Origin of the sequence: Microcystis sp. M165S2, assembly GCF_020245885.1 — a bacterium.
In the GTDB taxonomy this organism is placed as follows: domain Bacteria; phylum Cyanobacteriota; class Cyanobacteriia; order Cyanobacteriales; family Microcystaceae; genus Microcystis.
In genome coordinates this window covers 1-7,854 of sequence record NZ_JADBTZ010000078.1, presented here as the reverse complement: position 1 = coordinate 7,854, position 7,854 = coordinate 1, and the positions used below count along the sequence as shown (strand labels likewise).

The 7,854-nt window shown below is 42.3% G+C and carries 5 protein-coding genes; 4 read left to right on the top strand and 1 reads right to left on the bottom strand.

The genetic code is table 11. The features are described from left to right. Positions 1 to 371: 371 nt before the first annotated feature. On the bottom strand, positions 372 to 2,405 hold the full coding sequence (locus IM479_RS04410; RefSeq protein WP_287684566.1) for an elongation factor G: 2,034 nt from the start codon (positions 2,403 to 2,405) through the stop codon (positions 372 to 374). Positions 2,406 to 2,784: 379 nt separating this feature from the next. Here IM479_RS04410 and ychF point away from each other — a divergent pair, with 379 nt between their 5' ends. The 4 genes from ychF to IM479_RS22975 all read left to right on the top strand — a co-directional run bounded on the left by ychF (position 2,785) and on the right by IM479_RS22975 (position 7,809). Beyond that, positions 2,785 to 3,876, top strand: a complete 1,092-nt coding sequence (ychF, locus tag IM479_RS04405) for a redox-regulated ATPase YchF (RefSeq protein WP_286826198.1) — start codon at positions 2,785 to 2,787, stop codon at positions 3,874 to 3,876. A 371-nt stretch (positions 3,877 to 4,247) separates the two neighbouring features. Next, positions 4,248 to 6,281, top strand: a complete 2,034-nt coding sequence (locus tag IM479_RS04400) for an N-6 DNA methylase (RefSeq protein WP_287684565.1) — start codon at positions 4,248 to 4,250, stop codon at positions 6,279 to 6,281. A 390-nt stretch (positions 6,282 to 6,671) separates the two neighbouring features. Continuing rightward, the gene (locus IM479_RS04395; protein ID WP_287684564.1) at positions 6,672 to 7,319 is read left to right on the top strand and encodes a PEP-CTERM sorting domain-containing protein; all 648 of its coding nucleotides are present in this window, start codon (positions 6,672 to 6,674) and stop codon (positions 7,317 to 7,319) included. 295 nt (positions 7,320 to 7,614) lie between these two features. Further along, on the top strand, positions 7,615 to 7,809 hold the full coding sequence (locus IM479_RS22975) for a hypothetical protein (RefSeq protein WP_502845705.1): 195 nt from the start codon (positions 7,615 to 7,617) through the stop codon (positions 7,807 to 7,809). Positions 7,810 to 7,854 lie beyond the last annotated feature (45 nt).

Here is a 7,854-nt window from a genome sequence, read left to right as displayed (position 1 = left end):
CAGTCTGTAGAGCGACCATAAGACCAGAACAGAGTAAATCTGTTAAGGCAGGTGCGGAACCCCGCAAGGGAAAGAAGCAGAAACCTAAATCGTGAGGTTTGGGAATCACCGTCCGTTTTACGGCGGTGAGGATGTCAAAGTATTAAAATCTCTAAATCTGTACAAAAACAGATTGTTGACTTACCCAATGGTATGAAAGGTCGTATTCTTGAAAAAATTAAGGGTATCGAATCGCCACAGCAACCCCATTACCTCGTTGCAAGGGAGACCCTTGCAACGCATTTTCAGAGGTTCTACCTCTTGGGTAACCCATCAGGGAAGGGAGGGGGATTCTCCCTTTTCTCAATAGACCACACCAGAGGCGAAATCGCCTACTTGTTACCATTACCCTGCATAGCTAAAACCCCATCGCGCAGTTTATCCGGCACTTCTTGCAGGTGATCCTCATCCCACTGGAAGAAACCGACACCCATAGTCAAAGAACGCAATTCAACGATAAAATCGTGCATTTCCGCTTGGGGGAGATAGGCCGTTACCTGATCCCAACCTTTCCACTCCTCGGAAGCTTCAAAACCCTGAATTTGACCGCGTTTACCACTGATTAACTGTAAAACCTTGGCGGTGTATTCTGAGGGAGCGAGAACCGTCACCGATAGAATTGGTTCTAATAAGACTGGATGACATTTAGGCAGTCCTTCCGTCATCGCTAGACGGGCCGCTTGTTTAAAAGCTTGTTCGGAACTATCGACACTGTGATAGGAACCATCGGTGAGAGTAACATCGATATCCACCACGGGGAAACCCAAAGGACCATGACCGAGATATTCCCGCACTCCCGTTTCCACCCCCGGAATATACTGTTTGGGGACGACACCACCGACAATGCTTTCATGGAAGTGGAAACCTTCCCCCCGGGCCAGGGGTTTAATATCGAGGTAAACATCGCCAAAAGCACCGTGACCGCCGGTTTGGTGTTTATAACGTCCGTGGGATTTGGTGCTGGTTTTGATCGTTTCCTTGTAGGGAACTTGGGGTAAATGGGTGGTCATCGGTAGATTATACTTGCGCGCCAGGCGATCGAGGGCCACTTGCAGATGAATTTCTCCCTGTCCCCAAAGAATCACTTCTTTAGTATCACCGTGTTGTTCCCAGTAGAGGGAAGGATCTTCTTCGATCAGTTTCGTCAAAGCGGAACTTAATTTCACTTCATCCTTGCGATTGGCGGCCGCAATGGCCAAGGCAAAGACGGGTTTGAGTTGTAAACCTTTGGGAAGATCGGGTTTTTGACTGCCGCTGCTAACCACATCTCCGGTGGCGATTCCCTCCAAACGACCGAGAGCGACAATTTCCCCCGCTTGGGCCTGCTGTAGGGGTTGTTGTTGTTGTCCCATAAGACGATAGATACCACCAATCCGCACACCGTTCAAGGTCATGCCATCGCTAAGGGTTCCCTGCCAGACTCGCGCTAGGGAGAGGCGACCGCCCTGGGGAGTAAAATAGGTTTTGAGGATTTGTACCACCGCATCCCCATCCGCACTGGGATCGAGACCGCGACGGTTGGCAGTAATTGTCGGGGCCGGTGCTTCTTCCACTAAAGCGGTGAGGAGATGACGCGCACCATAGTCCCGTTCCGCCATACCTAAGAACACGGGTACTATCTGATCGGCTCCCAGTTCTTGTTTTAAGTCTTGGAGAATTTCTTCCCGGGAGGGGTTAATATCTTCGAGGAGTTCTTCTAAAAGATGATCATCAAATTCGGCGATCGTTTCTAGCATTTCTTGTCGAGCAATCTGTTCTTCTTCCTTGAGGTGGTCGGGTAAAGGTACAGGATCGGCGGGACTGTTAGCATGGTAATGATAAGCCTGTTCGTTGATTAAATCGATAAATCCGATAATTTCGTTGTTCTGCCGGATAGGATATTGCTGGGGAACGAGGGGACGACTAGAAACGGATTTGAGAGCTTGTAGGACTTCGTTAAAGTGACTATTACAGCGATCCATCTTGTTGATGAAGATTAGATGCGGAATTTCCCAATCATCGAGGAATTTTAGCAAGGGAGCCAGGGTGAGAACTCGATCGACCACCGGTTCACAAACGATAATAGCAGCACCGGCCCCGACGAGGGCATTATAGGTTTCACTGGCAAATTCGATCGAACCGGGGCAATCGAGAAAGGTAAAATTTAGGTCTTGGTATTGACTATGGGCAACGGAAACTTCTACACTCATCTGTCGATCCCGCGCTTGCGTGGAACTATCACTGACGGTATTGCGATCGCTAATTTTGCCTTTTCTGGTGATGGCTCCTGTTACGAAAAGTAAACTTTCCAGTAAGGAGGTTTTTCCACTGGAGTAGGGGCCGACAAGGGCCACATTACGGGTGTTTGCTCCGATACTTTGATTCATACAGATACCCCCAACAATGATTTAGTGATTAGTTGTGGCGATGGGACGATATTTACACTCGATCGTCCTAGGAAATATACTGTCATAGCACTGGAAATTACTCTCAGGACGTAGTTAGAAGTGAAAGGCCTGTCTTGCCATAATTTTGCCCAGTGCTACAAGTGTATTCTTTCTTACTTTTCACCCTAACTCAGTCTCAAGCATTACATCCCATTCTCGCAATCTCTTGTAAAGTCTCGCCTACTTTTAGTTAAGGAAGTTAAATAAATGTTAACTAAGCTGTTGACTATCCACAGTCTTTCTCATCAACTGGATTCACAAAAACGAGGGGCTGCCTGATATAGTGAGAGGTCGGAATGATGTTTATCAAGCAATTTTTATGTTAAAAGCTGGAATCGTGGGACTGCCAAATGTGGGGAAATCGACCCTATTTAACGCTCTGGTGGCTAATGCCAAGGCCGAGGCCGCTAATTTTCCCTTTTGTACCATTGAACCGAATGTGGGTGTGGTATCCGTCCCCGATGAACGTCTGGAGGTTTTGGCTAAAATCTCTAATTCTGAGAAAATCGTGCCGACGCGGATCGAATTTGTCGATATCGCCGGATTAGTCAAGGGTGCGAGTCAGGGGGAAGGATTGGGTAATCAATTTTTGGCTAATATCCGGGAAGTGGACGCGATCGTTCATGTGGTGCGCTGTTTTGATAATGATGATATTATTCATGTTTCCGGTTCTGTGGATCCGGCCCGCGATATCGAGGTGATTAATCTAGAGTTAGCTCTAGCGGATTTGGGACAGGTGGAGAAGCGGGTGGAACGTTTACGCAAACAGGCGAAAAATAGCAAGGAAGCCGCCGAAGAATTGGCTATCCTTGAAAAAATCCTAATTTGTCTTAATGACGGTATTTCGGCGCGAAAAGTGGATTTAAGCAAAGAGGAAGAAGAGTTAATTAAAAATCTCGGTTTATTGAGTCGTAAACCGATTATTTATGCCGCGAATGTTAGCGAAGATGATCTGGCCACGGGTAATGATTGGGTAGAAAGTGTCCGTCAAATTGCCCAACAGGAACAGGCAAAAGTTGTGATCGTTTCTGCTCAAGTGGAATCGGAATTGGTGGAATTGTCGGAAGAAGAAAGAAAAGATTTTCTCGGTTCTTTAGGAGTAGAAGAAGGGGGATTAAAATCTTTAATTAAAGCTACCTACGAGTTATTAGGACTGCGTACCTATCTCACCACCGGTCCCCAAGAAACCCGCGCATGGACGATTATTTCTGGCATGAAAGCACCCCAGGCAGCCGGAGTTATTCACTCGGATTTTGAACGGGGTTTTATTCGTGCAGAAACCGTGTCTTATCAGGATTTAGTTAATAGTGGCACAATGAGCGCCGCTAAAGAAAAAGGTTTAGTCAGAAGTGAAGGCAAGGAATACATTGTTCAAGAAGGTGATGTTTTACTATTCCGTTTTAATGTATAGCTAAAAATAAATCAGGTGAGTGCCACCCACCTGATCAAAAGGCTAAACAATTTTACTAAAATAACACGAGAGCATGACTGAATTTATTCAGTCGTCCGCAATGTTTTGATATAATCCCTCAAGATTTATGCCCTAAACAATCTCTAAGCTTTTTTTACTCACTTTGGTTAACATTAAACTGAATTTTTTATCTCTTGACATACTCTAATTTATATTCTACAATCAGAGTATAGGAGCAAGTTATTGTTTAATCAAGATGGCGATGCTTTCTGTCCACTAAAAGACTGGTTTGCTAGGAATGCAGTCGAGGCTAAAAATAGTCTATCTATTCAACAACCCGCAAGGGGAAACGGTCAAATCAAGCGCAGTAAATGAAAGAGCAAGGATTGTTATTTTCCCAAGACAGCCTGTTACCTGAAAAACTCCCGCAAATTCAGGAATTACGGCCTTCTAACAATCTTGCAGCAGTTTTTGAAGAGTGCCATAATTATATTTACGCCAACGAAGGAATGCTCAAAGACAAGATTTTTCACGAGATGGTTAAACTAATCATCATCAAACTTCATGATGAAAAATCTGCCAAGCAATCGGTAAATTTTGGCGTTACAGCAAGTGAATATAAAGCCATCGTCGCCAATAAGTCCGATGAATTTATGTCGCGTCTCAGTCAATTATTTACCTCCATCAAGAATCATTATCGGGGATTTTTCACCGATGACACATTCAAGTTAAAACCTTTGACTCTTGCTTATATTGTAGGAAAGTTACAGTACATCAATTTAACTAAAACATCTGGCGATATAAAAGGTGAAGCCTTTCAAACTTTTGTAAATAGACACCAGCGTGGAGATAGGGGAGAATTTTTTACCCCTCACCCAATTGTACGCCTTGCGGTTGAAATGATAGACCCCAAACCAAAAGAAAAAATTATAGATCCTGCTTGCGGAAGTGGTGGTTTCTTAATTCAAGCAATAAACCATGTTCGACAAAATAACCCAGAGTTCGATATAGCAACTTTTGTGCAAGAAAGTATTACGGGAATTGAATTTAATCCCGATGTCGCCCTTTCGGGAATGATTCGTTTAGTTTTTGAAGGTGGCACAGGTTCAGAAATTATCTGCACTAATGCGCTTATCGAAGATGAAAAATTAAATAACTCTTTTGATGTTATCTTGACAAATCCTCCTTTTGGAAATAAAGGCAAAGTAGAAGACCAGAAAATTCTTCAATCATATCTTCTTGCCCGGAAATGGCATAAATCAGCGTCCAATGGTTGGGAAGTTTCCCCAACCGTTTTAGCAGGTCAGTCGCCCGATATTTTATTTATTGAGAAATCTATAAAATTATTGCGTGCAGGTGGTCGCATGGCAATTGTTTTACCCGATGGTCTATTACAAAATATCTCTAATGGACCGATTCGCTATTGGTTGCGCTCCCAAGCAAAAATATTAGGTGTTGTTTCCATCCCCACAGAAGCTTTTGTACCTTATGGCACAGGAATCAAGACATCACTTTTAGTAGTTCAAAAATTACCAGCAAACAATGATTCTTGTTTTATGGCACAAATCAAAAAAATAGGCTATGACGTTAAAGGACAAACAATATATAAGCGCAACGAGTCTGGAGTTATAGCCCAAACAAAATCAGGTTTGCCAATAGTTGACGATGATATAGATGATATTTCTCAATCTTTTGCATCATTTATCAACGGCGAATTTGCACAAAACAGCGATTGTATTTATACAGTTAAGAACACCCTGCTCAATTCGAGACTGGATGCCGAACATTATTTACCCAATGACCAAAAATTATTAGAACATCTAAAATCTATTGGGGCGAAACCTTTAGGTGAAATTGCCGATATTTTGAGAGATGCGGCTGATTTTCGTTTAGCCAAAGATAGTGAAATTAGATATATCGCTATCTCCGATGTTGATTATCGTACAATGCAAGTTGTTTCTCAACAAATAATCAAAGCACATGAAGCTCCATCTCGCGCAACATATAGATTGTACAAAGGTGATATTATTACAGCAATTTCAGGAGCAAGTACAGGAAGCTCACGTCAAGCAACAGCCCTAATCACGGAAGATGAAGACGGAGCAATTTGCTCAAATGGATTTTCAGTATTAAGAAATATTCAGGGAGTCGAGCCTTTGTTTTTATTAGTATATATGCGAACAGACTTTTTTTTGCGTCAGATTAAAAGGTACATGACAGGTCATGCGATTCCTACTATTTTAGTAGATGATTTGTCTAAAGTTTTAGTGCCTATTCCACCCAAATCTGAACAGCAGAGAATAGCAAAAAGTATGGCTGAAATTCAAGCAATTAGAAAAGAAGCATTAAAAGCAAGTGAGAATGTTGTTAACGAAATGAGTCTTTTACTTGGCCAATTTGAGTAAAGCAAAAAGCAGGTTAAGCCTAGAACAAGTCTTAATACTAAATCCGGTTATTAAAAACTGATTATCTATTCACCCTTTTGCCTGTCCTGATATGTAGCCTATACTCAACGGATTTAGATGAACGTAGGTTGGGTTGAAGCATGAAACCCAACGCTAAATCTGGTTATTAAAAACTGATTATTTATTCACCCTTTTGTCTGTCCTGATATGTAGCCTATACTCAACGAATGAAGAATGTAAAGATTTATTAAATTGTATCTTTTAATACAGTTCGGGGGGGGTAAATGTGTATCCTCTTACTGTCCTCATTTTGTCTTGGGTTCGGCTGTTGCTTGACCAGGCCGCAAGGAAGACGATAGTTCCATCCAGTCACCCGTTTGTTCAATCAAGATGATTAAAAACCGATTAATTCCTACCCTAGCTTTAGCTGGCGCAACTTCTCTCGCTGCTATGCTCACTCCTGTCGCAGCAACGGCCGTTACTTTTACTGTTAACCGCAGTTGGAGTGAATCAGGTAATAACGCTTCTTTAGTGGGAACCGTAGATGTGCCAGTAGGCAGCTATACTATCCAGAATGGTACTCCTAATCCCTTTACCAACGTTAACCTTATCCTGACAGTTAATGGTAATCCTTTTCCTGTTTTAAATGCTGCGGACACTTCTAACATTTCGGGAACAGGGCAATTTTTGGTTAATGCCACATCTTCAACGTTAACTTTTAATACAGCTAATGCTGATGGGACTAACCCAGCTGATTTAGTGTTTATGAACTCGTCCACGGGTTTCGGTGGTCCACTTTATGCAATTGGTACTGATGGTAATCCTGGTTTTGAAATCGCCATCAATACATCCCCAGATGTTGCTGCTTCAGTAGCTTTCCCCGTAACTTTTGGGACAGTACAACAAGTACAACAAGTACCTGAACCCGCCTCCCTCTTTGGTCTTGGAGTCCTTAGCACTCTCGGCGCAGCTTCAACCCTCAAGCGCAAACTAAAGCCATCCCAATCCATCGAAAAAGAAACCACAAAAGTTTGCTAAATTGCTCACCAAAAATACAATAAATGCCCCTTCAATTAGCCAGTTGAGAGGGTTTTATTTTTAGTCCATGTTTCTATTCATTGATTTTTTTGATCCAATGGCAACTTTTACATCAATATTGTCAAATTGAATGAGTATGGTGATTTTGTGCTACAATAGAGGTCTGTTAAAAGTAAAAAAACAATCAATTAAGTAGGTAGGCGTTAAAAATTATCAGACACCCCCCTTATCAAGGGGGGCAGGGGGGATCGAATCTAAAATCGATTTTTAATTTAATTATAACCAGCTACTTACCATGAATAGCAAAACAAAAATCACTATTCAAGTTCCTTTAGAAATTGCTAGATATTACGCTAAAATTAAACCCAATGACCGAGCGAACATAGAAAACAAATGGCTCTTCGGTTTGTGTTATGCAATGGACGGGGGTTATAAGGGATGTAACCCTTATATAGAAAGGCATTTAGCGATTTTTGTCAATTGTTTTTGATCTAGAGCGAACTAATCAATTAAATCTCTTGCCAGATAAGGATTT

Excerpts from the sequence above, each read along its gene's own strand:
- IM479_RS04400 (WP_287684565.1), top strand. The coding sequence starts at position 4,248 with ATGAAAGAGCAAGGATTGTTATTTTCCCAAGACAGCCTGTTACCTGAA.
- IM479_RS22975 (WP_502845705.1), top strand. The coding sequence starts at position 7,615 with ATGAATAGCAAAACAAAAATCACTATTCAAGTTCCTTTAGAAATTGCT.
- IM479_RS04395 (WP_287684564.1), top strand. The coding sequence starts at position 6,672 with ATGATTAAAAACCGATTAATTCCTACCCTAGCTTTAGCTGGCGCAACT.
- IM479_RS04410 (WP_287684566.1), bottom strand. The coding sequence starts at position 2,405 with ATGAATCAAAGTATCGGAGCAAACACCCGTAATGTGGCCCTTGTCGGC.
- ychF (WP_286826198.1), top strand. The coding sequence starts at position 2,785 with ATGTTAAAAGCTGGAATCGTGGGACTGCCAAATGTGGGGAAATCGACC.